24 protein-coding genes are annotated in these 26,055 nt (G+C 65.1%); 17 read left to right on the forward strand and 7 right to left on the reverse strand.

The window, feature by feature from the left end; all coding sequences use genetic code 11:
* The first annotated feature begins 206 nt into the window (after positions 1-206).
* Positions 207-1,166, forward strand: coding sequence for a phosphotransferase (locus DCG74_RS06670; RefSeq protein ID WP_172786182.1), 960 nt, complete (start codon positions 207-209; stop codon positions 1,164-1,166).
* A gap of 40 nt (positions 1,167-1,206) precedes the next feature.
* Here the strand turns inward: DCG74_RS06670 and DCG74_RS06675 are convergent, their stop codons facing one another.
* The 3 genes from DCG74_RS06675 to DCG74_RS06685 all read right to left on the reverse strand — a co-directional run bounded on the left by DCG74_RS06675 (position 1,207) and on the right by DCG74_RS06685 (position 2,744).
* A complete protein-coding gene (locus tag DCG74_RS06675; RefSeq protein ID WP_172786181.1) occupies positions 1,207-1,659 on the reverse strand; it encodes a hypothetical protein in 453 nt (150 codons plus the stop codon).
* 45 nt (positions 1,660-1,704) lie between these two features.
* Entirely contained in the window at positions 1,705-2,139 is a 435-nt protein-coding gene (locus tag DCG74_RS06680; RefSeq protein WP_172786180.1) for a hypothetical protein, read from the reverse strand.
* 65 nt (positions 2,140-2,204) lie between these two features.
* Entirely contained in the window at positions 2,205-2,744 is a 540-nt protein-coding gene (locus DCG74_RS06685) for a hypothetical protein (RefSeq protein ID WP_172786179.1), read from the reverse strand.
* Positions 2,745-3,024: 280 nt separating this feature from the next.
* Here DCG74_RS06685 and DCG74_RS06690 point away from each other — a divergent pair, with 280 nt between their 5' ends.
* The 10 genes from DCG74_RS06690 (at position 3,025) to DCG74_RS06735 (ending at position 13,010) form a co-directional block, all read left to right on the forward strand.
* Positions 3,025-4,425, forward strand: coding sequence for a caspase family protein (locus DCG74_RS06690; RefSeq protein WP_172786178.1), 1,401 nt, complete (start codon positions 3,025-3,027; stop codon positions 4,423-4,425).
* A 217-nt stretch (positions 4,426-4,642) separates the two neighbouring features.
* Complete coding sequence (locus DCG74_RS06695; RefSeq protein ID WP_172786177.1) at positions 4,643-6,262, forward strand: ABC transporter substrate-binding protein; 1,620 nt, start codon at positions 4,643-4,645, stop codon at positions 6,260-6,262.
* Positions 6,263-6,377: 115 nt separating this feature from the next.
* Positions 6,378-7,391 carry an ABC transporter permease gene (locus tag DCG74_RS06700; RefSeq protein WP_172786176.1) on the forward strand — a complete coding sequence of 338 codons (1,014 nt, stop codon included), beginning with the start codon at positions 6,378-6,380 and terminating at the stop codon, positions 7,389-7,391.
* Positions 7,392-7,394: 3 nt separating this feature from the next.
* On the forward strand, positions 7,395-7,562 hold the full coding sequence (locus DCG74_RS06705) for a hypothetical protein (RefSeq protein WP_172786175.1): 168 nt from the start codon (positions 7,395-7,397) through the stop codon (positions 7,560-7,562).
* On the forward strand, positions 7,559-8,458 hold the full coding sequence (locus DCG74_RS06710) for an ABC transporter permease (protein ID WP_172786174.1): 900 nt from the start codon (positions 7,559-7,561) through the stop codon (positions 8,456-8,458). The genes DCG74_RS06705 and DCG74_RS06710 overlap by 4 nt, the downstream gene beginning before the upstream one ends.
* Positions 8,459-8,552: 94 nt before the next feature.
* Positions 8,553-10,289, forward strand: a complete 1,737-nt coding sequence (locus DCG74_RS06715; RefSeq protein ID WP_172786173.1) for an ABC transporter ATP-binding protein — start codon at positions 8,553-8,555, stop codon at positions 10,287-10,289.
* A gap of 26 nt (positions 10,290-10,315) precedes the next feature.
* Entirely contained in the window at positions 10,316-10,495 is a 180-nt protein-coding gene (locus DCG74_RS06720; RefSeq protein ID WP_172786172.1) for a DUF4089 domain-containing protein, read from the forward strand.
* 4 nt (positions 10,496-10,499) lie between these two features.
* Entirely contained in the window at positions 10,500-11,894 is a 1,395-nt protein-coding gene (locus tag DCG74_RS06725; RefSeq protein WP_172786171.1) for an AtzE family amidohydrolase, read from the forward strand.
* Position 11,895: 1 nt separating this feature from the next.
* Complete coding sequence (gene hpxZ, locus DCG74_RS06730) at positions 11,896-12,291, forward strand: oxalurate catabolism protein HpxZ (protein ID WP_109142158.1); 396 nt, start codon at positions 11,896-11,898, stop codon at positions 12,289-12,291.
* Complete coding sequence (locus tag DCG74_RS06735; RefSeq protein WP_172786170.1) at positions 12,288-13,010, forward strand: GntR family transcriptional regulator; 723 nt, start codon at positions 12,288-12,290, stop codon at positions 13,008-13,010. Before hpxZ ends, DCG74_RS06735 begins: the two co-directional genes overlap by 4 nt.
* 100 nt (positions 13,011-13,110) lie before the next feature.
* Here the strand turns inward: DCG74_RS06735 and atzF are convergent, their stop codons facing one another.
* Both atzF and DCG74_RS06745 read right to left on the reverse strand, forming a co-directional pair.
* Positions 13,111-14,928 carry an allophanate hydrolase gene (gene atzF / locus DCG74_RS06740; RefSeq protein WP_172786169.1) on the reverse strand — a complete coding sequence of 606 codons (1,818 nt, stop codon included), beginning with the start codon at positions 14,926-14,928 and terminating at the stop codon, positions 13,111-13,113.
* Positions 14,929-15,122: 194 nt separating this feature from the next.
* Entirely contained in the window at positions 15,123-15,629 is a 507-nt protein-coding gene (locus tag DCG74_RS06745) for a MarR family winged helix-turn-helix transcriptional regulator (protein ID WP_172786168.1), read from the reverse strand.
* Between the two features lie 156 nt (positions 15,630-15,785).
* On the opposite strand from DCG74_RS06745, the gene DCG74_RS06750 reads away from it, so the two are divergent.
* Complete coding sequence (locus DCG74_RS06750) at positions 15,786-17,633, forward strand: feruloyl-CoA synthase (RefSeq protein WP_172786167.1); 1,848 nt, start codon at positions 15,786-15,788, stop codon at positions 17,631-17,633.
* A gap of 337 nt (positions 17,634-17,970) precedes the next feature.
* On the opposite strand, the gene DCG74_RS06755 is transcribed toward DCG74_RS06750, so the two are convergent.
* Complete coding sequence (locus DCG74_RS06755) at positions 17,971-18,477, reverse strand: MarR family winged helix-turn-helix transcriptional regulator (RefSeq protein ID WP_172786166.1); 507 nt, start codon at positions 18,475-18,477, stop codon at positions 17,971-17,973.
* Positions 18,478-18,560: 83 nt separating this feature from the next.
* On the opposite strand from DCG74_RS06755, the gene DCG74_RS06760 reads away from it, so the two are divergent.
* The 4 genes from DCG74_RS06760 to DCG74_RS06775 all read left to right on the forward strand — a co-directional run bounded on the left by DCG74_RS06760 (position 18,561) and on the right by DCG74_RS06775 (position 23,142).
* The gene (locus DCG74_RS06760; protein ID WP_172786165.1) at positions 18,561-19,769 is read left to right on the forward strand and encodes a cytochrome P450; all 1,209 of its coding nucleotides are present in this window, start codon (positions 18,561-18,563) and stop codon (positions 19,767-19,769) included.
* Positions 19,770-19,781: 12 nt separating this feature from the next.
* The gene (locus DCG74_RS06765) at positions 19,782-20,105 is read left to right on the forward strand and encodes a 2Fe-2S iron-sulfur cluster-binding protein (protein WP_172786164.1); all 324 of its coding nucleotides are present in this window, start codon (positions 19,782-19,784) and stop codon (positions 20,103-20,105) included.
* 48 nt (positions 20,106-20,153) lie between these two features.
* A complete protein-coding gene (locus DCG74_RS06770; RefSeq protein WP_172786233.1) occupies positions 20,154-21,365 on the forward strand; it encodes an ABC transporter substrate-binding protein in 1,212 nt (403 codons plus the stop codon).
* A 94-nt stretch (positions 21,366-21,459) separates the two neighbouring features.
* Entirely contained in the window at positions 21,460-23,142 is a 1,683-nt protein-coding gene (locus tag DCG74_RS06775) for a tannase/feruloyl esterase family alpha/beta hydrolase (RefSeq protein ID WP_172786163.1), read from the forward strand.
* A 139-nt stretch (positions 23,143-23,281) separates the two neighbouring features.
* Here DCG74_RS06775 and DCG74_RS06780 read toward each other — a convergent pair whose 3' ends face one another.
* Positions 23,282-24,544 (reverse strand): NAD(P)/FAD-dependent oxidoreductase, encoded by a 1,263-nt coding sequence (locus DCG74_RS06780; RefSeq protein WP_172786162.1) that lies wholly within the window; start codon positions 24,542-24,544, stop codon positions 23,282-23,284.
* Between the two features lie 301 nt (positions 24,545-24,845).
* Between DCG74_RS06780 and DCG74_RS06785 the strand changes: the two genes are divergently transcribed.
* On the forward strand, positions 24,846-26,018 hold the full coding sequence (locus tag DCG74_RS06785; RefSeq protein WP_172786161.1) for an ABC transporter substrate-binding protein: 1,173 nt from the start codon (positions 24,846-24,848) through the stop codon (positions 26,016-26,018).
* The last annotated feature ends 37 nt before the right edge of the window (positions 26,019-26,055 follow it).

Below are 26,055 nucleotides of genomic sequence, written 5' to 3' on the forward strand. Positions count from 1 at the left end.
ATCGCTATAGCCGCAAGCGAGATGCGCTCCCTCCCCCGCTTGCGAGGGAGGGCTGGGGAGAGGGTGTCTCCACAACGGGACAATCCCCTAGAGGAGAGAGCTCCCACCCGACGCTTCGCGTCGACCTCCCCCGCAAGCGGGAGAGGTTGCACCGCCTGCTTGGTTCGCACTGAATCCATCAAACTTGTATCGATGACCGAGTGCAGATGACCACCGCCTCATTGCAACAGCTGCCTCACCTCGTCGACGCCGCAAGCTTCCGCACCTTTCGCTCCGCGTTCCCGCAATGGCTGCCAATCGCCCTCGACATCGCGCGCGGCCATGGGCTCGATGCCGGCTCACCGCATGTATTTGCGACCGGCACCAATCTCGTGGTCGGCCTCGGCGACAAGCTGATCCTGAAAATCTTCCCGCCACTGCTCGCAGCCCAATTCGTCTCGGAGCGCGCCTCGCTGACGCAGCTCACCGGCCGCCTCGAGCTGCCGATTCCCGAGATTGTCGCGGAGGGGATGCGCGACGGCTGGCCCTATCTCGTCATGACGCGTCTTGCCGGCACGCTCGGCTCGGAGGTCTGGCCCTCACTGCCGGAGCCGCAGAAGGAGCGGCTGCTGCGCCAGATCGGCGAAACCATCGCTTCTGTGCAGCGCGTTCCGCTCGGAGAGCTCGCGTCCATCGGGCCGCGCTGGGACGCATTCATGCGCGCCCAGATGCAGGGCTGCCGCGCGCGGCACACGCGTCTCGGCCTCGCACCAAAATTCCTTGCCGGTCTCGACGACCTCCTGCGCGACGCCGCGAAGCTGATCCCGGTGGACGCGCCGCCGGTGATCCTGATCGGCGAGTACATCCCAGAGAACTTCCTGCTCGCCTGCGATGACGGCCAATGGTCGCTCGCAGGTCTGTTCGATTTCGGCGACGTGCTCACAGGATGGCGCGACTACGATCTGCTCGGCCCCAGCGCCTTCATGGCGGCGGGCCGGCCGGGACGGGTGAAGAGCCTGCTCGAAGGCTTTGGCTATGCGACGCTGGATTTCACCCTCAAGCGCCGCCTGATGGCCCTGATGCTGCTGCACCGCGCCAGCGACCTCAACAGCCACATCTGCATCGAGGACTGGCAGGAGCGGGCGGATGATTTGGTCGAGCTGCAGGAATTGATTTGGGCGGAGTGAGTCCGTGGGGCGCCGCACGGCTCCCCTGGCGCGTCCGCCGCTAGCCCTTGGACTGGATCAGCTGGGCCGCCTTGGTCAAGACCCCGACAATGGCGCTGAGACCGGAGCCGTGACCAGCGGTGGCCTGCTTGACCAGACTGGCGAAGACGGAGCGACACTGAGAGATTGCTGAGAGCGCCTGAGCCTTGTTGCTCGCGGCGCGCAGCTGCGAGGCCGCGGTCTGGAGCGCGCTGCGTGCCTCCGGAGGATCCCACTTGTTGAGCGTCCCGCTCATGCGATCCAGGACACCTGCCACGCAGTCGTAGAGCACCTTGCCGGCGGTGGCGCTGCACGATTGCAGGCCGGCACTGCCGACGGCGGCGGCCGCGGAGGCTCCACCTCCGGCGTAGGCAGGGCCTGCCGCCGGCACGGCAGCTCCAACCAACAGCAATACCAAGATGGTGCGAAGGCGTGCCTTCGTCGAACTGATCAGGTCATGGCCGCTGGCCATCATTGTGGTCCTTCTCTGTGTTCTATCCCTTGTCCTATCCTGTCAGTCCTATCCCTTGGCCTGGATCATTCGCGCCGCTCGCGCCAACACGCCCGCTATCGACGCGAGCCCATGGTCGCCCCATCCGGGCACCATCATCTTACCGCCGGGCGTCGCTTTCACCTGCCGCAGCGCGCCTGCGATGGCGGCCTGGCATTGCGTGATGGCGGAGAGCGCCTGCGCCTTGCTGCTCGCAGCGCGCAACTGGCTGGCGGCCGTCAAGAGCGCACGTTGAGTCTCCCCGACTCTGATCGAATTGACGTCGTTGGCCATGCGCTCGAGCACGTCAGCGACGCAATTGTAGAGAGCCTTGCCTTGGCTGGCGTTGCAGGCCGAGAGGCTGGAATTGGCGGTGGTCGCCGCAGCATTCAGCACGGTGGAAGCGGATGCGTCCCGGTTAGGGATCAGCACGGCCAGAATCGCCAGCATGACCAGCGCCAGCATGCGCGTACCGGTCTGTCGGAGGCCCCTGCGGGCTCCGGAAATCAGTGTCGTCATGAAAGTCCCCCTTATCGCGGTGCCGTTGGGGTCACCGCGTTGCCGACCGTGAATTCGCACGGCACCGTCGTCAGTCTCGGTTCACCCTTAAGCGCGAACAAATGCTCCCACTGTGATCTGCGGCACACGACACCGCCCGGCGCGTCCTCGACGATCACGACGGCATAGAGCCGGTCGCGCTTCTGGAACGCCTTGATGCTGGTGTCTTCGGGAAAGGTTTGCAGCAGCGTCAGCACGCCATGGCCGCTGTCGGCATCGGCCGCGATGCCGGCGATTCCCGAGATGGTGCGCCATTTGCCGCCCTCGGTGGTCGCGCCGATGAACGTGCCTTCGGTCACGGTGTTCTGCAGGATTTTCTGCTTGAGGAATTCGGGGCCGAGTTCGTTGCTCTGGCGCAGCCGGTTCTTCAGACTCGGCGAGTAGAAGATCTTGTCGGTGCCGCCCTGAAACACGATGGTTGTGCCTTCGGGGCCGCCCGCGATCAGGTTCTGGAATTCGCGTCCGCTCAGCACGCCGGCCGATCCCGGCAGCACTTGAAGGGTGAACAGCACCCCGGCCGCGATGAATCGCAGGGTGGATCGGGAGAGGGGATTTGGCGGCATGGACGGCAAAAAATGCTTCCTGAAAAGTTCAATTCTAGATAGACACGGCCTCCTCGTCGAGAGCAGCCCTCCCGATTGTCGTGCAAATCTCCCCACGTCTCCGCTGCGCGCCGGTCACCCCGTCGGGCAGGGTAGCGGGGAGTGAAGGAGCGGTGGCCATCCCACGCGCCCGGCATGACAGCGTGACATCAATTGCGTAACGTTGATGGGACATGCAGGTGTGCTGGTAATGCGAATAACTGCTCTAGCGATGATCCTGGCTGCGACGATCATTGTCCCGGTCGCAAGTGCCGTCTGCGCCGCGCCACAGACGCGAAAACCGGTCGCCGATTCGGCGCCGCGGATCGCGCTGGTGATCGGCAACGCCCGTTACGCAAAACTCGGCACGCTTGCCAATCCCGTAAACGATGCGCAGTTGATGGCGGAGCGGTTGCGGCAGACCGGCTTCGATGTCACCTTGGTCGCCGACCGCGACCTGAAGAGCCTTTCGCAGGACGTCGAGGAGTTTGCGCAGAAGGTGAAGGCCCGCGGCCCTTCGACCGTTGCCGTGCTCTATTACGCCGGTCATGGCGTCGAGAGTGACGGCGTCAACTACCTCGTGCCCGTCAATGCCGACATCAAGCGACGCGCCGACATCGTGCCGCAATCGCTTCCTGTCAAACGCCTTGCCGATCGCCTCGCCGCTTCCGGCAATGCGCTCAACATCCTCATCGTCGATGCCTGCCGCGACAATCCTTTTCCGCCTGGCGTTTCCGGCAGCGCGACGCTCGGCCTGGTGCCGATGGGCGCGGTATTTGGAGTCTTCATCGCCTCGGCGACCGGCTCGGGAAAGGTCGCCTTCGACGGCGAGGACGGTCACAGCCCTTATACGAAGGCGTTGGCGGACGCGATAACCGTGCCCGGCGAGCGGTTGGAGGACGTGTTCAAGAGCGTGCGCCGCCAGGTGCGGCTTTCGACCGGCGAGCAGCAGATCCCCTGGGAATCCACCTCGCTCGAGCTCGACTTCTTCTTCGTGCCGCCGCCGCCTCCGCCGAGCCAGGCCGCGCAGTTGCTCACCGCGGCGAAGGAGACCGGCAATGTCGCGCTCTATGATCTCCTGATCGATCGCTTTCCGGCAAGCCCCGAGGCCAACGATGCGCGCGCCGCAGCCGCCGAGCTGAGGAAGGGTACTGCCGCCAAGGCCCCCGCGGCCGCATCCTCTGCCTCGCTGGTGCTCGATCGCGCGCGGCAGACGCGGACGCCCGAGGCCTATGATCTCGTCGCCGCGCTGTTTCCGGATACACCAGAGGCAGATGAGGCGCGGGCCGCGGCCTCGCGCCTGCGCGAGATCACCGTGCTCGACAGCGCGGGGCCGACCTATGAAGGCCGCGAGCTGGTGCAGCTGATCCAGGCCCAACTGGTGCGGCTTGATTGCTTCGGCGGTGAGCAGGGCGGGATATTCGACGCCGCGACGATCCAGGGCCTGCGGCGAGCCTCACAACTCTCCGACGAACACTTCCTCTGGTATCGGCCGACCATGGCCGCGCTGCGCGCGCTCAAGAAGGTGGATGGCAAGGACGGCTGCGCCGGACGGAAGACGGTCGCGGCGCCACGCTGCCTGCGGGTCAATAATGAGGATTTTTGCCAGTAGCTCATCGAATGAGCTCTCATCGAGTATGATCTATTTATTAGGCAAATACGCCTCTTTGTATGCAATGTCGGCGGTCTCCACGGCGGTCGTGGTCCCTGGCATCAATTTTTCATTAGTAATCTCAACCGCTTATGCATAAGGCCAGCTTCCGTTAAGCCTTGGCACGAACCTTGCGAATCCAGCTCCAACGAAAAACTTTTTATGTTGGAGCGATTTCATGAAGCGCCGCGATTTCCTCAAATCCGTTTCCGGGTTGGCCGCGGGTGCGGCGCTTCCGGCCATGCCGTCTGTGATCTCCTCGGCCAAGGCCGATGCCCGGTCGGAGACGCTGCTGATCGTCTCGGAAGGCGGCCCCAACAATCTCGACATCCATGGCGTCGGTACCAACGTGCCCGGCTATGAAGTCTCCTGGAATTGCTACGATCGCCTGATCAGCCACGAGATGAAGAGCGGCCCCGGCGGCGTGCCCTATTACGACCGCGACAAGTTCAAGGGCGAGCTCGCCGACGACTTCAAGATCGACGACATGTCGGTCACCTTCAAGCTGAAGAAGAACGCCAAGTTCCACGACGGCGCGCCGGTCACGGCGAAAGACGTCAAATGGTCGCTCGATCGCGCCGTCAGCGTCGGCGGCTTCCCGACCTTCCAGATGAGCGCGGGCTCGCTGACCAAGGCCGAGCAGTTCGTCGTGGTCGACGATGCCACCGTGCGCGTCGATTTCGCCAAGAAGGATCGGCTGACGATCCCGGACCTCGCGGTGATCGTGCCCTGCATCGTCAATTCCGAGCTCGTGAAGAAGAACGCGAGCGAAAAGGATCCGTGGGGTCTCGAGTTTACAAAACAGCAGACCGCGGGCTCCGGCGCCTACAAGGTGACGAAGTGGACCGCCGGCACCGAAGTCATCATGGAGCGCAACGAGGATTGGGTCGGCGGTCCGCTCCCCAAGATCAAGCGCGTGATCTGGCGCATGGTGCCGCAGGCGGGCAACCGCCGTGCGCTGCTCGAGCGCGGCGACGCCGACATCTCCTATGAGCTGCCGTTCAAGGATTTCCAGGAGATGAAGGCGAACGGCAAGCTCAACGTGGTGTCGCTGCCGTTCTCCAACGGCATCCAATATATCGGCATGAACGTCACCAAGCCGCCTTTCGACAATGTGAAGGTGCGGCAGGCCATCGCCTATGCGCTGCCGTATCAGAAGATCATGGACGCGGTGCTGTTCGGCCTCGGCAATCCCATGTTCGGCGCAAAGGACAAGGCCACCGAAGTCGCCTGGCCGCAGCCGCACAAGTACAACACCGACATGGAAAAGGCGAAGGCGCTGCTGGCAGAGGCCGGTTACGCCAACGGCTTCGAGACCACGATCTCGTTCGATCTCAATTTCGCCGGTGTCAACGAGCCGCTCTGCGTGCTGGTGCAGGAGAGTCTCGCCCAGCTCGGCATCAAGACCACCATCAACAAGGTGCCCGGCGCCAACTGGCGCACCGAGCTCAACAAGAAGGAGATGCCGCTGTTCACCAACGTGTTCTCGGGCTGGCTCGATTACCCCGAGTACTTCTTCTATTGGTGCTATCACGGCAACAATTCCGTCTTCAACACCATGAGCTACAAGTCGGCGGAGATGGACAAGTTCATCGACGGCGCGCGCACGGCGGCTGCGACCGGCGACACTGCGGCCTACGACAAGGACGTGAAAGGCTTCGTCGATCTCGCCTTCGCCGACGTCCCGCGCATCCCGCTCTACCAGCCCTTCGTCAACGTCGCGATGCAGAAGAACATCTCGGGCTATCAATACTGGTTCCACCGGCGGCTCGACTATCGCGCGATGGCGAAGGGGTGAAGGTGGGCGAATAGGGAGTGGCGAATAGCGAATATGGAGCAGGGATCATGATCGTCAGCTGCGAACGGCCATTCGCCATTCGCCATTCGCTATTCACCAGCGCGGAGCGCACCCCATGCTGACCATGATCGGCAAGCGCCTGATGTTCGCGATCCCCTCGCTGATCGGCGTTGTCATCGTCACCTTCCTGCTGACGCGCGCGCTGCCGGGTGATCCCGCGGCCTACTTCGCAGGTCCCGCCGCGACCAAGGAAGCCGTCGAGCAGATCCGCAAAAAGCTCGGCTTCGACAAGCCGCTGATCGAGCAGTTCTTCCGCTATGCCAACGATCTCGCGCACGGCGATTTCGGCAACTCGCTGACGACGGGCCAGCCGGTTGCCACCGAGATCCGCAACCGTCTGCCAGCGTCCGCCGAGCTCACGCTGCTCGGCCTCATCGTCTCGGTCGTCATCGCCATTCCGCTCGGCGTGCTGGCGGCAACACGACCGGGATCATGGGTCGACCACTTATGCCGGGTGACAACAACAGCCGGCGTGTCGCTGCCAGTGTTCTTCACCGGCCTCGTGCTGGTCTACGTCTTCTATTTCCGGCTCGGCTGGTCGCCGGCGCCGCTCGGCCGTCTCGACGTGTTCTACAGCGCGCCGCCGACGGTCACCGGCTTCTATCTGGTCGACACGCTGATCGCGCGCGATGTCGAGGCGTTCCGCTCGGCGCTGAGCCAGCTCATCCTGCCCGCAACGACGCTCGCGATCTTCTCGCTGGCGCCGATCGCGCGCATGACCCGCGCCTCCATGCTCGCGGTGCTCGCATCCGAATTCGTCCGCACCGCGCGCGCCAGCGGCCTGTCGCCCGCAACCGTCATCGTCACCTACGCCTTCCGCAACGCGATGCTGCCAGTCATCACCACGCTCAGCATGGTGTTCTCGTTCCTGCTGGGGGCCAACGTGCTGGTGGAGAAGGTGTTCGCCTGGCCCGGCATCGGCTCCTACGCGGTGGAAGCGCTGATCTCCTCGGACTTCGCGCCGGTGCAGGGTTTCGTGCTGACCATGGCGGTGATGTACGTGCTGCTCAATCTGATCATCGACATTCTCTACGGCGTGATCGATCCGCGCGTCAGGTTGGAGGGGTAGCGCATGATCCGGAAAATCGGTGCCCCAGCTCGTCATTGCGAGGAGCGAAGCGACGAAGCAATCCAGGCTATTGCCGCGATGCGCAGCCTGGATTGCTTCGCTTCGCTCGCAATGACGACGGAGAGACGGCTTCCGAACACGATCACGCGAAAAGAGGGCGTCGAACAATGAGCTCCGTTGCGCCTGCTGTTGAACCTGTCGGCCCCGCCCGTACGTCAGGCCTCGTCGCCATCCTCGAGCAGACCCGTTACGTCCTCGGCGAGAACAAGGTCACGGGCTTCGCCTTTGCGCTGCTCCTGATCATCGTGTTCGCCGCGCTGTTCGGTCCCTATGTCGTGCCCTACGACCCGCTCGCCTCCGACACCGCCGCTGCACTGAAGGCGCCGTCGGCGGCGCACTGGTTCGGCACCGACCAGCTCGGGCGCGACATTTTCAGCCGCGTCATCGTCGCCACGCGCCTCGACTTCTTCATCGCGATCGCCTCGGTGGCGCTGGTGTTCCTGATGGGCGGCCTTGCCGGCATCGCGGCCGGCTATTTCGGCGGCTGGACCGACCGCATCGTCGGCCGCATCGCCGACACCATCATGGCCTTCCCGCTGTTCGTGCTCGCGATGGGCATCGTCGCCGCACTCGGCAACACCGTGCAGAACATCATCCTGGCCACCGCCATCGTCAACTTCCCGCTCTATGCCCGCGTCGCGCGCGCCGAAGCCAATGTCCGCCGCAACGCCGGCTTCGTCCAGGCCGCGCGCTTGTCCGGCAACGGCGAGTTCCGCATCCTGCTGGTGCACATCCTGCCGAACATCATGCCGATCATGATCGTGCAGATGTCGCTGACCATGGGCTATGCCATCCTCAACGCCGCCGGCCTCTCCTTCATCGGCCTCGGCGTCCGCCCGCCGACCGCCGAATGGGGCATCATGGTCGCCGAAGGCGCCGGCTTCATGGTGTCGGGCGAATGGTGGATCGCGCTCTTCCCCGGCCTTGCGCTGATGATTGCCGTGTTCTGCTTCAACCTCCTCGGCGACGGCCTGCGCGACATCGTCGATCCCCAGCGGAGGACGTGATGCCCAACCTCCGGGAAAAATTCTCCAATGATTCCAATGGTGCTTCTACTGTGCATGGGGTTGTTTTCGATTGTTTGAGTGACGGGAGCCGTCCATGACCTCCCAGCCGCTGCTCGACGTCCAGGACCTCACGGTCGAATTCACCACCCGCCGCGGCATCGTCAAGGCGGTGCAGAACGTCAACATCTCCGTGGCCAAGGGCGAGACGCTGGCCATCGTCGGCGAGTCCGGTTCCGGCAAGTCGGTGACGTCCTACGCGGTGATGCGCATCCTCGATCGCGCCGGAAAGATCGCCGAGGGCTCGGTGATGTTCTCCGGCATCGACGTCAAGGCAGCGACCGAAGACCAGATGCGCGATTTGCGCGGCCGCGAAGTCTCGATGATCTTCCAGAACCCGCGTGCTGCGCTCAATCCGATCCGGAAAGTCGGCGACCAGATCGAGGACGTGCTGCGCACCCATGTGCAGCAGGCCCAGGTTGCCGATCACGGCGAGAAGGCGATCGAGGCGCTGGAGCAGGTCAAGATCGCCCGCCCGCGCGAGCGCTATCACGCCTATCCGTTCGAGCTCTCGGGCGGCATGTGCCAGCGCGTCGTCATCGCGCTCGCGCTCGCCTGCAATCCGCAGCTCCTCATCGCGGACGAGCCCACGACTGGATTGGATGTCACCACGCAGAAGGCGGTGATGGACCTGATCGTCGAGTTGACGAAACGCCGCGCGATGTCGACCATCCTGATCACGCACGATCTCGGCTTGGCCGCCGCCTATTGCGACCGCGTCGTCGTGATGGAGAAGGGCCGCGTCGTCGAGACCGCTACGGCCGCCGATATTTTTGCGAACCCGCAGCACCCGTATACGAAGAAGCTGATGCGCGCGACGCCGCGGCTCGGAGTGAGCTTGCGGGATCTGCTGCCGGAAGAGGAGGGCGCAACCTCATCTGCATCCGTTGTCGCCGCGCCTGACCAGCACGTTTCTCAAAGGGAGGGGAAGAGCGACCAGCCCCTCCTCCGCATCGAAAAACTCGTCAAGGAATATCCCCGCCAGGGCGCGACCGCCACGCTCGGCAAACTGTTCGGCCGCAAGCCGCCGGTGGAGCCGGACGTGTTCCGCGCCGTCGACGGCATCAGTTTTGCGATCGGCCATGGCGAGAGCGTCGGTCTCGTCGGCGAATCCGGCTGCGGCAAATCGACCACGTCGATGATGGTGATGCGTCTGCTCGACCAGACCTCCGGCCTGATCCAGTTCGACGGCGAGGACATCGGCGGCATTGCTCCTGCCGCCTTCGCCCGGCTGCCGCAGCGCAGCCGCATCCAGATGGTGTTCCAGGACCCCACCGACAGCCTCAATCCGCGCTTCACCGCCGCGCGCGCCATCGCCGACCCGATCATGCACTTGGGCGACATCCGGGGACGCAACGCGCTGCGCGCCCGCTGCGAGGAGTTCGCCACCATGGTCGGCCTGCCGCACAATCTGCTCGACCGCTTCCCGCACCAATTGTCCGGCGGCCAGAAGGCCCGCGTCGGCATCGCCCGGGCGATCGCCCTGCATCCCAAGCTCGTCATCCTGGACGAGCCGACCGCCGCGCTGGACGTCTCCGTGCAGGCCGTCGTCCTCAACCTGCTGCAGGACCTCAAGGCGCGGCTAGGTATGAGCTATCTGTTCGTCTCGCATGATTTGAATGTGGTGCGCTTGTTGTGCGATCGTGTCATTGTGATGCGGACGGGACGGATCGTCGAGGAGGGCTCTTCCGAGCAGGTGCTCGGCGATCCCAAGGACGACTACACCAAGGAGCTGCTGACGGCGATCCCGCATCCGCCGTTGCCGATACACTAAGACTGCACTGATTGCTTGAGAGCGTGATGGCCGAACCCCTGGACGACTATATCGACGCCGTATCGAAGGCGCTGGCGCTGCCGATCGAGGAGGGCTGGCGGCCCGCCGTGCGCGCCAACCTCGAGGTCTCGCTGCGGCTTGGCCGTCTGGTCGACGACTTCGCGCTGCCGGACGAGACCGAGCCGGCACCGATCTTCACGGCCTGACACCATGTCCGCTAAGCCAGAGATGACGGCCTCCGACATCGCAAGTGCGGTTGCGGGCGGCGAGATGTCCGCACTCGCCGCCACCGAAGCTGCGCTCGCGCGCATCGAGCAGCATGACCGCATTCTCAACTCCTTCACCGACGTCACCGCCGAACGCGCCCGCGCGAAAGCGCGCGCGATCGATGCCGACATCGCTGCGGGCAAGAAAGTCGGTCCACTCGCCGGCGTACCCTTCGCCGTCAAGAACCTGTTCGATGTTGCCGGCCTGCCAACGCGCGCCGGCTCGAAGATCAACCGGGACCTCGCGCCCGCGAGGCGCGACGCGACGCTGATCGAGCGGATGGAAGCGGCCGGCGCCGTTCTCGTCGGCGCGCTCAACATGGGCGAATACGCCTACGATTTTACAGGCGAGAACATCCATGACGGTCCCTCGCGCAATCCGCACGACACCACGCGGATGAGCGGCGGCTCCTCGGGCGGCTCGGGCAGCGCCGTCGGCGGCGCGCTGGTGCCGATCGCGCTCGGCTCCGACACCAACGGCTCGATCCGCGTGCCGTCGTCCTTCTGCGGCATCTTCGGCCTGAAGCCGACCTACGGCCGGCTGTCGCGCGCGCGCTCGTTCCCGTTCGTGGCGAGCCTCGATCATCTCGGCCCGTTCGCGCGCTCGGTCGCCGATCTCGCGCTCGCCTACGACGCGATGCAGGGTCCGGACGCAGACGACGGCGCCTGCACCACGCGCGGGTTGGAGCCCGTGACGCCGCTGCTCGATGAGTCCATCTCTGGTCTGCGCTTTGCGATCGCCGGCGGGCACTTCCAGAAGAACGTGTTTCCGGAAGCGGTCGAAGCCGTCAGCCGCGTCGCCAAGGCGCTGGGCGCAACGCAAGTGGTCGATATCCCCGAAGCATCGCGCGCCCGCGCCGCCGCCTATGTCATCACCACCACCGAAGGCGCTTCGCTGCATCTCGATCGCCTGCGCAAGCGCCCGACCGACTTTGACCCGGCGGTGCGCGACCGGCTGATCGCGGGCGCCATGGTCCCCGCCGCGCTGGTCGATCGCGCGCAAAAATTCCGCCGCTGGTATCGCGCGCAACTCGCCGGGATATTTGGATCGGTCGACGTTCTGCTGGCGCCGGCGACGCCCTGCACCGCGCCAAAGCTCGGCCAGGTCAATTTCAATCTCGACGGCGTCGAGCTGCCGGTGCGCGCCAATATCGGCATCCACACCCAGCCGATCTCCTTCATCGGCCTGCCCGTGGTCGCGGTCCCCGTGCCGATCGAGCCGCTGCCGATCGGCGTGCAGATCATTTGCGCGCCCTGGCGCGAGGACATCGCGCTGCGCGTCGCGCACGCATTGGAAAAGATGGGCGTCGTCGCCGCGCCCGCGCCGAGAGGGTTTTAAGATGCAGATCGATCTCCCCGAGGTGATCGCGGAAGTGAAAGCCGCGTTCGAGCGCTATGAGCAGGCTCTCGTCAGCAACGACGTCGCCGTGCTCGGCGAGCTGTTCCGCAACGATCCGCGCACCTTGCGCTACGGCATCGGCGAGAACCTCTATGGCTACGAGGCAATCTCCGGCTTCCGCGCCGGCCGTTCGCCGGTCGGCCTGAACCGCCGCACCGCCAAGACCGTGATCACCAGCTACGGCCGCGACACGGCCGTGGCGTCCACCTTGTTCTATCGCGATACGGCTCCCGGCAAGGTCGGCCGGCAGATGCAGACGTGGATACGTTTCCCGGAGGGCTGGCGCGTCGTCGCCGCTCATGTCAGCATCATCGACGAGCCGAAAGAGACCGTATGACGCTTGATGATCTTCCGCAGGGCACGTTGCCGGCCGAGCCGGTGGTGCCGCGCGTCGACCGTGCATCGCCGTCGCTGCTGAAGGTCACGCGCGCCGAGGAGCTGCGGCTGCAGCTTGCCGACGAGATCGTGCGGGGAACTCTGGCGCCGGGCTCGCCGCTGGACGAGACCGACATCGCGCGGCGCTTCAACGTCTCGCGCACGCCGGTGCGCGAGGCGTTGCGCCAGCTGGTGGCGAGCGGCCTCGTCGAGGCGCGACCGCATCGCGGCGCCGTGGTGGCGCAGCCTTCCATCGAGCGGCTGAAGGGCATGTTCGAGGCGATGGCGGAGCTCGAGGCCTTGTGCGCGGGCCTTGCCGCCGAGCGCATGTCGGCGGCCGAGCGTCACGGGCTGGAGGCCATCCACGAGGAGCTGCGGGTGCTGAGCTACGCCGGCAATCCCGAGCGCTTCCACGAGGTCAACGAGCGCTTCCACAATGCGATCTATGCCGGCTCGCAGAACGGCTACATCGCCGAGATCACGCTTGCGACCCGCGTCCGCGTGCAGCCGTTCCGCCGCGCCCAGTTCCGCAACCTCGGCCGCCTCGCCAAGTCGCAAGCCGAGCACGACCGCGTCGTCGTCGCCATCATGCGTGGCGACAAGCAGGGCGCCGCCGCCGCCATGCGCGCGCATATCGAGCTGGTGCGTGGGGAGTACGAGATTTACGCGGTGTCGGTGTAGACGCGCACGCGGTGCCGTAGGGTGGGCAAAGGCGCGAAGCGCCGTGCCCACCTTATGGTGATGGTGGGCACGGCGCGCGAAGAGCGCGCCTTTGCCCACCCTACGAGACCTGCTTTGCCGCAGCTTCCTTCATATACGCGCGCCAGCCGCCGTAGGCGGTGATATCCCGCGCATCGCCCAGCACTTCCGGCTCGACCAAAAATCCCTTCACGCTCCGTCCATCCGCAAGCCGCACGGTGCCGATCGCCATCGGTGCAGGAATCGCGTTGACGAACTTGCCGAAGGCGGACGACGACAACGACCAGATCTCCAGCTCGATCGCAGCGCCCTTGCCGGTCTCGACGCGCAGCATGCCCGGCTTCGGCGGCGTGGTCTGAAGCGCATAGAGCTTGTAGTCGGCGGCCGTCCTGGTGGCCTCGATCAAGCGTGCGTTCAGCGCCGTCAGCTCGCCGTTCAGCGTCATGCCGGAGAGATGCGCGCCGACCACCGCGATCGGAATCTCGTCGTCGCTGCTGGTCGGGAGTGGCGCGAGCGGGGCCTGCGCCACCCCCTTCGCGCCGACCGTCAGTTTCGTATCGGCATGGAACACGCGGCCGATGCTCGCGAGCAGCGCGTCGCGCCCTGCAGGCGCCAGCAGCGTGATGCCGAACGGAATGCCGTCGCTGCGCATCGAAGCCGGCACGGCGAGGCCGCAGAGATCGAGCAGGTTGACGAAGTTTGTATAGGTGCCGAGCCGGCTGTTGAGCTCGATCGGATTGGCCAGCACCTGAGCGGTCGTATAGGCCGTCGGCGCCGTCGGCAGCACCAGCGCGTCGATGTTGGCGAACGTTCGCTCGGCGATCTTGCGCAGGCCCTGCAGGCGATAGAGCGCCGAGAAGGTTTCCGCCGCGGTGAGCCGCGCGCCGGCCGCGGTGATCTCCCGCGTGACGGGGTGGATCGTGTCTGGCGCGGACGCCAGCAGGTTCTTGATCACGAGGTAACGCTCGGCAACCCAGGGCCCCTCATAGAGCAGCCGCGCCGTCTCGTAGAACGGCTCGAGGTCGAACTCGACCAGCGTTGCCCCGAGCGCGGTCCATCGCTTCAGCGCATCGCCGTAGGCGGCTTCCGCTTTCCTGTCGCCGAAAAAGATCAGCTGCCCGTTGCGCGGCACGCCCAGCCGCAGCTTTGCTGGTATCGGCGTGATCGCACCGAGCGGCCGGTCGCGCGAGAATGGATCGGCCTGGTCGGGGCCGGCCATCACCGACAGCGCGAGCGCGGCATCGTCCACCGTGAGTGCGAACACCGAGATGCAGTCGAGCGTGCGGCAGGCCGGCACCAGGCCGGCGGTCGAGATCATGCCGAGGCTCGGCTTCAGCCCGACGATATTGTTGAGCATCGCCGGCACGCGGCCCGAGCCGGCGGTGTCGGTGCCGAGCGACAGCGGCACAAGCCCGGCGCCGACCGCGGTGGCCGAGCCCGAGCTCGAGCCGCCGGGAATGAGATCCTCGCGGATCGAATTTCGGGGAATGCCGTAAGGCGAACGGACGCCGACGAGGCCGGTCGCGAACTGGTCGAGATTGGTCTTGCCGATGATGATCGCCCCGGCCGCGCGCAGGCGCTCGACGGCGGTCGAGTCGTGTGTGGGCGTATAGGAGAAAGCCGGGCAGGCCGCGGTGGTCGGAAAGCCCAGCGCGTCGATATTGTCCTTCACCGCGACCGGCACGCCGTAAAGCGGCAGGCTGGCCGCATCCGTCCGGGCCGCGAGCTTGTCGGCCTCCGCGATCGCGTCCTTCTCGTCGCGCAGGCTGATGAACACGGCGGGATCGTTGTGATCGCGGATGCGCTGATAGGTCCGCGCGACCGTCTCTGCCGGCGTCAGCGCGCCCGCGCGGTGCGCGGCCACAATCGCGGCGATCGTTTCAGGCTGCTCGGCCCCCATGGCGGCAAAACTCCGGCAAATCGTCTTCGCCCGGAGTGAAGCAAGCGATGTGCCATTGTGTACAGAATCCGGGCAGGATGATTGTGCCGGATCTTATCGTGCGATCAGTGGCTTGCGGGATATTTCGGTCGGTGTGCGGCCGCTCGCTCCGGCGACCTCTTGCGTGCATCTGCCCAAATGATGGGCAGTCGAGATCAGGTGAAGCCGGACAGGATCCGGAGCAGCTGCGCCCGGTTCTCCTTGCCGATCTTCGCCTCGACGTTTCGCTCGTGCTCGGCCGCGAGCCGCTTGAACTTCTCGAGCGACGTCTCGCCCTGCGCGGTGAGGTGCAGTGCATGCGAGCGCCGGTCCTCCTTCGACTTGATCCGCTTCACCAGCTTGCGCTGTTCGAGGGCATCGAGCAGGTGCACCAGCCGGGCGCGCTCGATGCCGAGGCGTTTTGCCACCGCCATTTGCGACAGGCCCGGATTGGCGCCGATCACGGTCAGCACCGAATATTGTGTCGGCCTGATATCGACTTCGCCGAGCGTCTTGATGAAGTCCTGAAAGATCCAGATCTGGAAGCGCCGCACCGCATAGCCGGCGTGGCCGATCAATGCGTCGAGACCAACGTCGTCGGCGACATCGCGTGGTGCTGCGCCGTTGCCGGCGCGCTTGCGTGGGGAGTGGCGGCTGTCGGACCGGGCTGCTGTGGGTGGCACGTCGATGTCTCCTGTCGCGCGCAACCCTAGCGCCCCTCGGTCACAAGCGAAAGATTGTTGTTGACGACAACAATTGGCGTGCCCAACATTATAGGCCAAAGCGGCCCGGAACGAGGCTGCGGCCGATCCTGAAAACCGGGATGGAGGAGGAAGCACATGACAGTCGCCTCACATGGTGACGTTGCAGGCCTGTTCGCAACGCCCAGGACCGTCGCAGAGCATCGGCCCGACGGCAGCATCGTTCTGCGCTCGCCCGAGCCTCTCGGCGAGTTTGCGCGCTGCACCGGCGATTGGCTGGAGCAATGGGCGCAGCAAAGGCCGGATACGATCTTCCTGGCCGAACGCGGCAAGGTCGAAATGCCATGGACCACCGTTACCTATGCGCAGGCGCTGCGGAAGGTGCGCGCCGCCGCGTCCTGGATCCTGGCAGAAGGGCTCAGCGTGGACCGCCCGCTCGCGATCCTCTCCGACAACAGCATCGATCATGCGCTGCTCGCGCTCGCCGCCCAGCATGTCGGCGTGCCCTCGGCGGCGATCTCGCCGGCCTATTCGCTGATGTCGAAAGATTTCGACAAGCTCAAGAGCATGGTTGCGCTGCTCGATCCCGGCGCAATCTACGTCTCTGCGCTCCAGCCGTTTGCACCAGCGCTGGCCGCCATCAAGCCGCTGCACAACGCGCAGATCATCAGCGGCAACGCCGATGATGCCGACGCGCTGGCGTTCCGCGCCATTGCGGCAACGCCCGAGACGCCCGACGTCGCAAGAGCCTTCGCTGCACTCACGCCGGACACGATTGCAAAATTCCTGTTCACCTCGGGCTCGACCGGCACGCCCAAGGCGGTCATCAACACCCAGCGCATGCTGACGTCGAGCCAGCAGGCCAAGGCGCAGACCTGGACCTTCGTCGAACAAAGCCGCGATCTCGTCATTCTCGATTGGCTGCCCTGGAGCCACACCTTCGGCGCCAACCACAATTTCAATCTCGTGCTGCGCAACGGCGGCTCGCTCTACATCGACGGCGGCAAGCCCGCGCCCGGCCTGTTCGCGACCTCGCTCGCCAATCTGAAAAGCGTGATGCCGACGGTCTATTTCAACGTGCCGCGCGGCTTCGACATGCTGATCGCGGCGCTGCGCAGCGACGAGGAGTTGCGCCGCCGCTTCTTCGGCGAGGTGAAATTCGCCTTCTACGCCGGTGCCGCGCTGCCGCAGAATTTGTGGGATGCGCTCGAAGAGCTCTCGCATCAGACGGTCGGCCGCGCGCTGCCAATGGTCTCGGCCTGGGGCTCGACGGAAACCTCACCGCTCGCCACCGACTGTCATTTCCTTGCCGAACGCTCCGGCAACATCGGCGTGCCCATTCCCGGCACCGAGCTGAAGCTCGTCACCTCCGGCGACAAGCTCGAGGTGCGGGTGCGCGGACCCAACGTCACGCCCGGCTATTGGAAGGCGCCGGATCTGACGAAGCAGGCGTTCGACGCGGAGGGCTTCTATTTGATCGGAGATGCCGTGAAGCTTGCCGACAGCGCGCGGCCCGAGCGCGGCCTGTTCTTCGACGGCCGCGTTGCCGAAGACTTCAAGCTCAACTCAGGCACATGGGTCAGCGTCGGCGGCTTGCGCGTTGCCGGCATCGCCGCGCTGGCACCGCTGGCGCAGGACATCGTCGTCGCCGGTCACGGCGGTGACGAGGTGCGCTTCCTGGTATTCCCGAATCTTGCGGCCTGCCGCGCCCATGCCGGCCTGCCCGAGACGGCGGACGTGAGCGAGGTGCTGGCGCAGGACAAGGTCCGCAGTGCCATCGCGCAGGGTCTGGCGAAGCTGAAACAGCAGAGCGCCAACTCCTCCGGTCACGCCACCCGCGCGCTGCTGCTCGCCGAGCCGCCGTCGGTCGACGGCGGCGAGATCACCGACAAGGGCTACATCAACCAGCGCGCCGTGCTGACGCGCCGTGCGGAGGCGGTGGCACGGCTGAACGACGATGCGTCGGGGGCGTGGATCGGGTTGTAAAGGCCGAGTTAGATGCCACATTCCGCTGTCATTCCGGGGCGCGCCTCTTGGCGCGAGCCCGGAATCCATTTCACCGCAGGGGTGTTGCACGATGGATTCCGGGTTCGCGCTACGCGCGCCCCGGAATGACGGGTGGGATACGCCAGCCACCCTGCCGCATTATCCTGCCGATTCTTTTGTTGCTTAAGCAACTAATTTGTGCGAACCCTTTCGGACGAAGTTGACGGCGGGCGAACCGCTGCGTTCTTTTCTGGAGGAAACAATGCGCGGCAGAGATGGTGCCGTCGGCAAATGCCGACCCATGTCTGAAGACAGGGCGTGTCCGCCACGCGGCGCGTCAGCTGTGGCTGCTGTCCGTCACAGTGCCGAGATTTTCATGCAGCCGGCGGAGGAGGTCGATCAGCACCTCGCGCTCGTCCTTGCTCAGGCAGGACAACAGTCGCCGCTCGCGCTCGAACGCCGCCACGATCACCTTGTCGTGGGTAGCGCGGCCCCTTGCCGTCAGCGCGATCGAATGGGTGCGGCCGTCATTCGGGTCGGTGCGGATCGACACCAGCCCTCGCTTTTCGAGGCCGGCCAAGGTCCGGCTCACCGGCCCCTTGTCGAAGCCGATGACATGGCAAATGCGCGAGGCGGGAATGCCGGGTTCGATCGCCAGCAGCGACATGATGCGCCATTCGGTGACGTTGACGCCGAACTCGCGCTGATAGAATGCGGTCGCGCTGTTCGAGAGCTTGTTGGCGATGAAGGTGATGAACGCCGGGACGTAACGGTCGAGATCGAGCGTCGGTCCCGCATCATTGGGCGCGGGCTTTTGGCGGGCTCTGGTCGAGGACGGCGGCATATCGGGCTTCTGACTCGCGGCGGGCCCAAAGACCTAAGGGCATGCGCTGCCCTTTCACAAGATCAAAATGAGGGAGGTCTTCCATGACCGCATCCGGCTCCGCGGGATCGGGCGTCCCGCATCTCGACGTCGATCCCTTCGACATGACGTTCTTTGCCGATCCCTATCCCGCCCATGAGCTGCTGCGGGAGGCCGGTCCGGTGGTTTATCTCGACAAATGGAAGGTCTATGGCGTGGCGCGCTATGCCGAGGTCCACGCGGTGCTGAACGATCCGGCGACGTTCTGCTCCAGCCGCGGCGTCGGGCTGTCCGACTTCAAGAAGGAAACGCCGTGGCGGCCGCCGAGCCTGATCCTGGAGGCCGACGCGCCCGCGCACACCCGTACCCGCGCCGTGCTGTCCAAGGTGCTGTCGCCGACGGTGATGAAGCAGGTGCGCGATCGTTTTGCCGCGGCGGCGGAAGAACGGGTCGACGCGCTGCTCGACAAGCGCAGCTTCGACGCGATCACCGATCTTGCCGAAGCCTATCCGCTGTCGATTTTCCCCGATGCGCTCGGCCTGAAGGCGGAGGGGCGCGAGCATCTGATTCCCTATGCCAGCGTTGTGTTCAACGCCTTTGGTCCACCCAACCAGTTGCGCCAGGAGGCGATCGAACGTTCGATGCCGCACCAGGCCTATGTCGCCGAGCAGTGCCAGCGCGAGAATCTGACACCCGGCGGCTTCGGGGCCTGCATTCATGCGCAGGTCGACGAGGGTGCTATCACGCCCACCGAAGCGCCGCTGCTGGTGCGCTCGCTGCTGTCGGCCGGACTCGACACCACCGTCAACGGCATCGGGGCCGCCGTCTATTGCCTCGCGCGCTTCCCCGATCAGTGGCAGCGCCTACGCGAGGATCTCTCGCTGGCCCGTGGGGCCTTCGAGGAGGCGGTGCGTTTCGAGAGCCCGGTGCAGACCTTCTTCCGCACCACGACGCGGGAGGTCGAGTTGTCCGGCGCGAAGATCGGCGAGGGCGAGAAGGTGCTGATGTTCCTCGCCGCCGCCAATCGCGATCCCAGGCGCTGGGACGACCCCGACCGCTACGACATCACCCGCCGCACCTCCGGCCATGTCGGCTTCGGCTCCGGCATCCACATGTGCGTCGGCCAGCTCGTCGCCCGCCTCGAGGGCGAGGTGATGCTGACGGCGCTGGCGCGCCGCATCGCGAAGATCGAGATCACCGGCGAGCCGAAGCGCCGCTTCAACAACACGCTGCGCGGGCTCGACAGCCTGCCGGTCACCATCACCCCGGCCTGACGAGGAGTCTTGATGCCCGCCATCATCTTTATCCATGCCGACGGCAAGCCCGACCGCGTCGAGACCTCTGGCGGCGAGAGCGCCATGCAGGCCGCGACCCGTCACGGCGTCGAGGGCATTTTGGCCGAATGCGGCGGCAATGCGATGTGTGCAACCTGCCACGTCTATGTCGATGAGAGCTGGCTCGCGCGCCTCCCGGCGATGGCCGACGATGAGGACGCGCTGCTCGACGGCACCGCCGCCGAGCGGCGGCCGAATAGCCGCTTGTCCTGCCAGATCACCGTTACGTCCGAGCTCGACGGGCTCGTGCTGAGACTGCCCGAGCGGCAGATCTGATTCTCGATTCGCCGGCAACGGCCGGCAACCAACACAGGGGAGGGAATGATGAAGCATCTGAACTGGACGCTCGCGCTGGCCGCGAGCCTGGTGACCGGCGCGGCGAGCGCGGAAATATCGGACAACGTCGTGCGCATCGGCGTGCTCAACGACATCTCGGGCATCTTCCAGGACACCAACGGCATGGGCTCGGTCGAGGCCGCGCGCATGGCCGCGGAAGATTTCAACGGCGGGGCTAAGGGCATCAAGGTCGAGATCGTCTATGCCGATCACCAGAACAAGGCCGATGTCGGCAACGCGATCGCGCGCAAATGGCTCGATGTCGAGGGCGTCGATGCCATCGTCGATGTGCCGAACTCGGCCGTCGGCCTCTCCATCAACGCACTCCTGCGCGACAGCCGCATGACCTTCCTTGCGTCCTCGACCGCAAGTTCGGATCTCACAGGCAAGGCGTGCTCGCCCAACACCATCCAATGGGTCAACGACGCCTGGGCAACTGGCAACACCACGGCGGCCGCGATGATGTCGCGCGGCGGCAAGGACTGGTATTTCCTCACGGTCGATTACGCGCTCGGCAAGGGCATCGAGGCGGAGGCGCAGAAATACATCGAGGGACACGGCGGCAAGGTGCTGGGCTCGTCCAAGCATCCGCTCGGCACCTCCGATTTCGCCTCCTTCCTGCTGCAGGCGCAAAGCTCGAAGGCGCAGGTGATTGGGCTCGCCAATGCAGGGGGTGATACCATCAACGCGGTGAAGCAGGCCGCCGAGTTCGGCATCCAGCAGAGCGGGCAGAAGCTCGTCGCCTTCCTGCTCTTCATCAACGATGTTCACGGCATGGGCATCAAGGTGGCGCAGGGCCTCCAGCTCATGGAAGCCTTCTACTGGGACATGAACGACGACACCCGCGCATTTGCAAAACGTTTTGCCGCGCGGCCCGGCATGAACGGCAAGATGCCGAGCGGCAACCAGGCCGGCGTCTATGCTTCCACGCTCGCTTATCTCAACGCCGTCGCGGCCACCGGCAGCGACAATGCCAAGCAGGTCGTGCCCGAGATGAAGAAGTTCAAGGGCAAGGACAAGCTGTTCGGCGACACCACGATCCGCCAGGACGGTCGCGTCGTGCATCCGATGTACCTGTTCGAGGTGAAGAAGCCGGAGGAGTCGAAATATCCGTACGATTATTACAAGTTGGTCTCGACCATTCCCGCCGATCAGGCGTTCCGCCCGCTGGCGGAAGGCGGATGCGAGCTGGTGAAGTAAAAGGTGTTGTACCTCCGACGCCGTTCGGCGGTACTTGTCAAACTAGGAAATGGAGGTAATAATTATAAGATATAACTAAATAGGGAGGTTCGCCATGAGGACTGGCTTGATATCAACCGTCGCGCTGGCCGCGCTTCTGGCATCGACAGCGCTGGCTCGGGCCGAGGGCGAGGCCTGCTCGCCGGTCGCAACCGCTTCGCTCGGCATCTCCGGTGTCGAGATCACCGGGTCCAAAACGCAGGACGCGGCCAACGGTCTCCCGAAGCATTGCATCGTGACGGGCCTTGCCAACCAGCGCACCGGCGTCGATGGGAAATCCTACGCGATCGGGTTCGAATTGCGATTGCCGGCCGAGTGGAACGGCCGCTTCCTGCATCAGGTGAATGGCGGCAATGACGGCGTGATCGTGCCCGCTCTTGGCAGCCTGCCCGAGGGGTTAGCCTTCGGTGGCAAAGTGCCACTGGCGCGCGGCTTTGCCGTGCTGTCGTCGGACAGTGGTCATTCCGGCTCGGACCCCGCGAACAAGTCGCTGGGCCTGACTGCCGGCGCGGCGTTCGGCCTCGATCCGCAGGCGCGGCGCGACTATGGCTATGCCGCCGACATGACGCTGTCGCCGGTCGCAAAGCAAATCATTGCCCTTCACTACGGGCGCAAGCCGGATCGCTCCTATATGGCGGGATGCTCGAACGGTGGGCGTCATGCCATGGTGGCGGCGTCGCGCATGCCGGAAAATTACGACGGGTTCCTCGTCGGCAATCCTGGCTTCGACCTCCCGCGCGCTGCGATCCAGCACGCCTGGGACGTGCAGGCCTTCCTGAAAGCTGACCCCGATCTGCGCAAGTCCATCACCAAGGAGGACGCTCAGCTCGTTTCCTCGCGCATTACGGAGGCCTGCGATGCGCTCGACGGCGTCAAGGATGGGCTGACGGCCAATCTCGCGGCCTGTCAGAAGGCGTTCGATCTCAAGAGTCTGATCTGCGCGCCTGGGCAGAACAGCACCTGCTTGTCCGAAGCCAAGGTCGACGCCCTGAAGATGAGCCTCGCCGGACCGAAGAATTCGAAAGGTGAGGCGCTCTATTCCGACTGGCCTCTCGATGGTGGCATCGGCACGGGCAATTGGCGCACCTGGAAGGTCGAGAGCCCCGTCGCGCCCTGGAATAACTATCCGATCATCGCCACCATGGGCGCAGCGTCGCTGAACTACATCTTCTCGACACCGCCAGTCGTGGTCGAAGGCAGCAATGAGAAGCTGGTCGAGGCACTGAAGGCCTATGACTTCGACAAGGACGCGCCGAAGATTTTCGCCAAGGACGCGACCTTCACGGAATCGGCCATGGACTTCATGACGCCGCCCGACATCGATGATCCCAAGCTCGCATCGCTCCAGAGGTACGGCGGCAAGATGCTGATCTATCACGGCCAGGCCGATCCTGTGTTCTCGGTGAACGACACCATCCGCTGGTACGATCGGCTGAACAAGAACCTGCAGGGGCACGCCGACACGGTCGCGCGCCTGTTCGCGATTCCCGGCGAAACGCATTGCGGTGGCGGCGTCACCCTGGACAAGTTCGATGCGCTGGCCGCGCTAACCGACTGGGTGGAGAACGGCAAGGCGCCCGACCGCATCATCGCGTCGGCCAGTCCCGCCAACAAGGAAGTCCCTGCGTCCTGGAGCCCGGGCCGCACGCGGCCGCTCTGCCCGTATCCGAGCTACGCCGCGTATTCCGGCCAGGGCGACAGCGAGGACGCCGCGAATTTCGTTTGCAAGGCGCCCTAGCTCGTCACGCGTCGGCAGGCGCTTGCCCCGGACCAAGTGCGGCGCGTAGCGCTGCGCTGCAGAGCCGGGGCCCATGGTTGTGGGTCCCGGCTCTGCGTCGCGTCATTTCATGCCGCGCCGCGTCCGGGACACGAGAAGCCTACACCACCTTGCTCGACCCCTGCGTGATCAACCGCGCCGCGCGCTGGTCTCGCGCGTAGATCCAGAGCCAGCTCAGCGCGACGCTGAGGCGGTGGCGCAGGCCGATCAGGAAGTAGATGTGGGCGATGCCCCAGATCCACCATGCGATGGCGCCGCGCAGCTTGACCCGGCCGAAATCGATCACGGCGAGCCGCTTGCCGATCTGGGCGAGGCTGCCGGCGTGCTTGTAACGGAACGGACCGGTCGCAGCGCCGCGCAGGCGCGCTCTGATGGTCTCCGCGACATGACGACCCTGCTGCTTGGCGGCCGGCGCGATGCCGGGCACCGGCTTGCCGTCCCAGGCATTGATGCTGACGGTATCGCCGATCGCGAAGATCTCGGGATGGCCTGGAATGGTGAGGTCGGCCTCGACCAGCACGCGCCCGGCGCGATCGCTGGGCGCGCCGAGCCATTCGGCGGCGGGCGAGGCGCGCACGCCGGCGGCCCAGATCCGTGTCTTCGCCTCGAGCAGCTTGCCACCGAACACGACGCCCTCGCGGTTGATCTCGGTGACGGCTTGGCCGAGCACGACCTCGACGCCGATCCTTTCCAGCGAGGCCTGCGCATAGGCCGAGAGCTCGTCGGGAAAGCCGGCGAGCACGCGCGGACCCGCCTCGATCAGCACGACGCGTGCCTTGTGCGTGTCGATGTTGCGGAAGTCGCCGGGCAGGGTGTGATGCGCCATCTCGGCGATGGTGCCAGCGAGCTCGACGCCGGTCGGGCCGGCGCCGACGATGACAAAGGTCAGCCGCGCCGCGCGTCGCGCGGGATCCGTCTCGCGCTCGGCGCGCTCGAACGCCACCAGGATGTGACGGCGCAAGGTGGTCGCATCCTCCAGCGTCTTCAGGCCCGGCGCCCATGCCTCCCATTCGTCGTGGCCGAAATAAGCATGCCGCGCGCCGGTGGCCAGCACCAGCGTGTCGTAAGGCACCTCGCTGCCGTCATCGATCAGCACGCGGCGTCGCTCGGCATCGACGCCGCTCACGGTCGCAAACAGCGTCGTCACCTCGCGTCGGTCGCGCATGAGATGGCGGATCGGCCAGGCGATCTCGCTGGTCGCGAGCGAGGCGGTCGCGACCTGGTAGAGCAGCGGCTGGAACAGATGGTGATTGCGGCGGTCGATCAGCGTGATCTCCACCGGCGCGCCCGCAAGCCGGTAAGTCGCCTCCAGCCCGCCGAAGCCGGCTCCGACGATGACGACGCGGTGGGGATTTGCGGCCATGATTTAACCCTCGAATCTCGCTGCTGCGCCTCTTCATTTAAGTGCGGATTGGGCCCCGCGGTCCAATAGAGGTCATCAATCGTCGCATAGGCCTGATGTATCGATCCGGCGCGAAAAAGCGCCGCAGCCTCCGTCCAAGTGGGTAGAATTATATTTCTTGCCATCTCCGATCGGGGCGAAATATGGTGCAAAGGCAGGCGCTGAGCCATTGGCGGCGCGACAGATTTTGCGTTTCAATAGAGACAGGCCTGGAGCGGCGATCACCCCGCTTCCGGGACCGATAATAAGGAGGGGAGTTGTTATGAGGACGGCATTCTGGCTGGCGGGCGCAGCGGCGCTGGTGCTGGCAGGCCCGGCATCCGCCGGCGACACCATCAAGATCGGTTTCGTCTCGACCTTCAGCGGCCCGACCGCCGTGATCGGCAACGACATGCGCAATTCCTTCGAGCTCGCGCTCGATCATCTCGGCCGCAAGATGGACGGCAAGCCGGTCGAGGTGATCTACGAGGACGACGGCCAGAAGCCCGACGTCGGCAAGCAGAAGACCGAGAAGCTGGTGCAATCCGACAAGGTCGATTTCATCGTCGGCTACATCTGGTCGAACGTGCTCTTGGCCTCGCTCAAGACCGTAGTGGACTCGCAGACCTTCCTGATCTCGGCCAATGCCGGTCCGTCGCAGCTCGCGGGCGAGCTATGCTCGCCTTACGTGTTCTCGACCTCCTGGCAGAACGACCAGACGCCGCAGGCGGTCGGCACCTATATGAACCAGAAGGGCGTCAAATCGGTGTTCCTGATCGGCCCGAACTACGCCGCCGGCAAGGACATGCTGGCGGGCGTCAAGAGCACCTTCAAGGGGCAGGTCGTGGGTGAGGAATACACGGTATGGCCGAGCCAGCTCGACTTCTCCGCCGAGCTCTCCAAGGCGCGCGCCTCTGGCGCCGAGTCGATCTTCGTGTTCTATCCAGGTGCTGCGGGCGTGCAATTCCTGAACCAATATGCGCAGGCTGGGCTGAAGAGCACGATGCCGCTCTACACCGCCTTCACCATCGACGAGCTCTCGCTGCCGCTCCAGAAGGAGAACGCGCTCGGGGTGCCCGGCGCGCAGCAATGGGTCAACGACCTCCCCAACGAGCAGAACAAGCGCTTCGTCGCCGACTACCGCAAGAAGTATCCCGGCTTGCGGCCTACCTTCTACGGCGCGCAGTCCTACGACGCCGCGAATCTGATCAACAGCGCCGTCGTCGCCGTGAAGGGCGACACCTCCAAGAAGGACGCGATGAAGGCCGAAATGGAGAAGGCCAACTTCAAATCGGTGCGCGGCGCGTTCAAGTTCGGCAACAACCACATTCCGATCCAGAACTTCTACCTGCAGGACGTGGTCAAGGATTCCGAAGGCCAGCTCGCCCTGAAGACCGTCGCCACCATTGTCGAGAACGACCAGGATCGTTTCCACGACAAGTGCAAGATGAAGTGAGGCTTTGCCTCTCCCTCTCCTCGCAAGCGGGGAGAGG

This window comes from Bradyrhizobium sp. WBAH42 (assembly GCF_024585265.1).
In the GTDB taxonomy this organism is placed as follows: Bacteria; Pseudomonadota; Alphaproteobacteria; order Rhizobiales; family Xanthobacteraceae; genus Bradyrhizobium.

Coding starts and splice junctions, on each gene's coding strand:
- atzF (WP_172786169.1), bottom strand. CDS start 14,928: ATGGGGGCCGAGCAGCCTGAAACGATCGCCGCGATTGTGGCCGCGCAC.
- DCG74_RS06750 (WP_172786167.1), top strand. CDS start 15,786: ATGACAGTCGCCTCACATGGTGACGTTGCAGGCCTGTTCGCAACGCCC.
- DCG74_RS06675 (WP_172786181.1), bottom strand. CDS start 1,659: ATGATGGCCAGCGGCCATGACCTGATCAGTTCGACGAAGGCACGCCTT.
- DCG74_RS06760 (WP_172786165.1), top strand. CDS start 18,561: ATGACCGCATCCGGCTCCGCGGGATCGGGCGTCCCGCATCTCGACGTC.
- hpxZ (WP_109142158.1), top strand. CDS start 11,896: ATGCAGATCGATCTCCCCGAGGTGATCGCGGAAGTGAAAGCCGCGTTC.
- DCG74_RS06785 (WP_172786161.1), top strand. CDS start 24,846: ATGAGGACGGCATTCTGGCTGGCGGGCGCAGCGGCGCTGGTGCTGGCA.
- DCG74_RS06690 (WP_172786178.1), top strand. CDS start 3,025: ATGCGAATAACTGCTCTAGCGATGATCCTGGCTGCGACGATCATTGTC.
- DCG74_RS06670 (WP_172786182.1), top strand. CDS start 207: ATGACCACCGCCTCATTGCAACAGCTGCCTCACCTCGTCGACGCCGCA.
- DCG74_RS06765 (WP_172786164.1), top strand. CDS start 19,782: ATGCCCGCCATCATCTTTATCCATGCCGACGGCAAGCCCGACCGCGTC.
- DCG74_RS06775 (WP_172786163.1), top strand. CDS start 21,460: ATGAGGACTGGCTTGATATCAACCGTCGCGCTGGCCGCGCTTCTGGCA.
- DCG74_RS06680 (WP_172786180.1), bottom strand. CDS start 2,139: ATGCTGGCGCTGGTCATGCTGGCGATTCTGGCCGTGCTGATCCCTAAC.
- DCG74_RS06695 (WP_172786177.1), top strand. CDS start 4,643: ATGAAGCGCCGCGATTTCCTCAAATCCGTTTCCGGGTTGGCCGCGGGT.
- DCG74_RS06780 (WP_172786162.1), bottom strand. CDS start 24,544: ATGGCCGCAAATCCCCACCGCGTCGTCATCGTCGGAGCCGGCTTCGGC.
- DCG74_RS06710 (WP_172786174.1), top strand. CDS start 7,559: ATGAGCTCCGTTGCGCCTGCTGTTGAACCTGTCGGCCCCGCCCGTACG.
- DCG74_RS06720 (WP_172786172.1), top strand. CDS start 10,316: ATGGCCGAACCCCTGGACGACTATATCGACGCCGTATCGAAGGCGCTG.
- DCG74_RS06700 (WP_172786176.1), top strand. CDS start 6,378: ATGCTGACCATGATCGGCAAGCGCCTGATGTTCGCGATCCCCTCGCTG.
- DCG74_RS06715 (WP_172786173.1), top strand. CDS start 8,553: ATGACCTCCCAGCCGCTGCTCGACGTCCAGGACCTCACGGTCGAATTC.
- DCG74_RS06725 (WP_172786171.1), top strand. CDS start 10,500: ATGTCCGCTAAGCCAGAGATGACGGCCTCCGACATCGCAAGTGCGGTT.
- DCG74_RS06755 (WP_172786166.1), bottom strand. CDS start 18,477: ATGCCGCCGTCCTCGACCAGAGCCCGCCAAAAGCCCGCGCCCAATGAT.
- DCG74_RS06705 (WP_172786175.1), top strand. CDS start 7,395: ATGATCCGGAAAATCGGTGCCCCAGCTCGTCATTGCGAGGAGCGAAGC.
- DCG74_RS06735 (WP_172786170.1), top strand. CDS start 12,288: ATGACGCTTGATGATCTTCCGCAGGGCACGTTGCCGGCCGAGCCGGTG.
- DCG74_RS06770 (WP_172786233.1), top strand. CDS start 20,154: ATGAAGCATCTGAACTGGACGCTCGCGCTGGCCGCGAGCCTGGTGACC.